At 37.8% G+C, this 2,664-nt stretch carries 2 protein-coding genes; both read left to right on the top strand.

What is annotated here, in order from left to right; all coding sequences use genetic code 11:
- Positions 1-32: 32 nt before the first annotated feature.
- Positions 33-755, top strand: a complete 723-nt coding sequence (locus CXF78_RS19750) for a DUF599 domain-containing protein (RefSeq protein WP_102037718.1) — start codon at positions 33-35, stop codon at positions 753-755.
- 187 nt (positions 756-942) lie between these two features.
- Positions 943-2,589 carry a sensor domain-containing diguanylate cyclase gene (locus CXF78_RS19745; protein ID WP_102037717.1) on the top strand — a complete coding sequence of 549 codons (1,647 nt, stop codon included), beginning with the start codon at positions 943-945 and terminating at the stop codon, positions 2,587-2,589.
- Positions 2,590-2,664 lie beyond the last annotated feature (75 nt).

Below are 2,664 nucleotides of genomic sequence, written 5' to 3'. Positions count from 1 at the left end.
TCTATTATTTATTCTTACACAGGTTAATCAGCATGGTAATTTCATGGTTAGATTCGCTAGCTTTAATTGTATTTTTAGTCAGTTGGATCGGGTATGCCGGTTTTGCCCGTCGTAAAGCTAAAACGACTAACTGTATCGCGCGAGTCATGCATCAACAACGAATTCATTGGATGTCACAGGTGATAGCCAAAGAGATACGTGTAGCCGAAGCGGCATTATTGGCTAATTTAGAACGCAATATTGCGTTTTTTGCTTCAACAACTTTACTGATCCTGGCAGGTGTGTTGACGTTATTTTCGCAGGTTGAAAAGCTTGAAATCGTGATTGGTTCGATTCCTTTTACCACGTCTCCTAACCACGCGCTGGTACAAGTTAAGCTGGCTCTTTTAGCCGGGATTTTCGTGCTCGCATTTTTCCAATTTACTTGGTCGATGCGCCAATATGGCTTTGTGAATATCATGATCGGTGCTGCACCATTAGATAAAACCGGTAGCGATAAAAATGCATTGGGCTATGCAAGGCAAATGGCCGTAGTGCAAGATCAAGCTGCACATTCATATAACTATGGCTTGCGTTCTTATTACTACTCTATGGCTGCATTGTGTTGGTTTATGCATCCAGGAATGTTCATTTTAGCCAGTTTATTTGTGGTATATACCTTGTACCAACGTGAATTTAATTCTAAAGCCGTGGTTGCTATCACCGCTGCGCAGGCCTATTTAGAAAAGAACCCGGCCTATATTGGTCGAGATTAACCACCAAACAGCATGACTAAATGCAAGATAACTTGAGTGAGTTAATGTGTTCAAATTATATAAGATGATTCATTGGCATTGCATCGTTACGACATAATGTTAACCAGCAATCTATACCATTAAGTGTTATCAATTTTTTGTGATTTATATTTTTTGTAGTGTGTTAAGCAACGTTTTCAGGAGTGATATGTTTCATAGTATAAAAGCCAAAGTCATCACTATATTCTCTTTAGTCATGATTGCTTTCACGTCTGTGCTTTTACTCACTATATTTATCAATGAACGTGATCGCGTATTGGATTTAGCTTTAGAAAACTCTACCAAAATTTCAAAAATGCACGCCAATCTCCTCAGCCAAGAATTTGCTCGATATGTTGTCATGTTAAAAATGCTCAGTAACAACCCGAATACAAAGTTAGGCGATAAACCTACAATCGCTCGACAGCTCAAAAGACTCATGACAATGGGGCGTGGTAATTTCATTAATGCTATTTATGTAGACAAAAATTTAAATTTGACAGATGTGTTAGGCAATACAAATAAAGTCACTCACCCTTCATTTATGCGTGCAGAACAATGGGTAGGTAAACAATATAATATTAGCGTGCCAGTCATCACTCGGTTTGAAAAGACTCCGGTCATCATGGTGGGAGTACCTATTTTAGACACGCAAAATAACTGGATGGGAACGCTTGCTGTGGCGGTGCCTCTAACCATTATCTCCGCTAAACTGGCGGAAATTAAGCTCGCAAAAGAGAGTTACGCTTGGTTAACTGACTCGAATGGCTTAATGGTTTCACATCCAAATAAAAGTTTTATAATGAAGAATAAACTTTCAATGACGGAAAATGCTGACTATCCAGGGTTTTATAAAATAGTCAGACAAACTAAATTGCAAAATGATGGTTATGGGCGTTATATGGACGCCACATTAAATGAATCGAAAATAGTCACATTTTCTAAAGTTGATTATCTGCCTGGCTGGACCTTGTTTGTCACAACTAAAGAGTCTGAAATTTTTCACGACATATATACAATTATGTACGATGTATTAGTCACTTCAATTATTTTGATGGTGATATTTTTATTACTCATTAGTGAGCTATCCAATAGAATTACAAAGCCCATAGTGCAACTGACCAAAGATGTAAAAGCTTCTGTCAAAGATAAAAAAAGTTATCTAATAATAATCGATTCAGATGACGAAATAGGTCAACTGTCTAAAGCTTTCCACGATAGTCTTCAAAAAATACACTCACACACTATCCATTTAGAACAAATGGTCAATCATCGAACTCAAGAAATTACCGACAAAAATTTACTTCTGAATCAGCAGAATGAAAAGCTTGAACAGCTTGCATCCAAAGACCCGTTAACGTTGCTTTATAATCGTCGAGCCTTTAGTGCTCTGGTTGATAAAGAGATCTCCCGCGCTAAGCGACATCATTTTCCAATAACTTTGGTCATATTAGACATTGACCGCTTCAAAAAGATTAATGATGAGTTTGGGCACAATGTTGGTGATGATATTTTGTGTCGTTTTGCGGATGAATTGTCTTTAAATATGCGCAAAGAAAATCTCATCTGTCGTTGGGGAGGAGAAGAGTTTGTCATTTTAATACCAGAAGCGACTTCGACTATGGTTTTTAAACATATTGAAGAGGTTCGTCAAAAAATCTCACATATGAGCTTTTCGCCAGTCGAAAAGTTAACTTTTAGTGCTGGCATGGCTACTCTTCGTGTTGAAGAGCCTTTTAAAGAGTGGTTCCAAAGAGCTGATAGTGCTTTGTACCAAGCGAAAGGATCGGGTCGAAATCGCATCATAACGGATTGAATGAATTTTTAGCCAACTAATGAACTAAAAATGATACTTGCAAATGTGGTCAAGGGATGACTTACGCTTTAAGGT

Origin of the sequence: Shewanella sp. 11B5 (genome assembly GCF_002836795.1) — a bacterium.
GTDB lineage: Bacteria > Pseudomonadota > Gammaproteobacteria > Enterobacterales > Shewanellaceae > Shewanella > Shewanella frigidimarina.
This window is presented reverse-complemented; position numbering and strand designations above follow the sequence as displayed.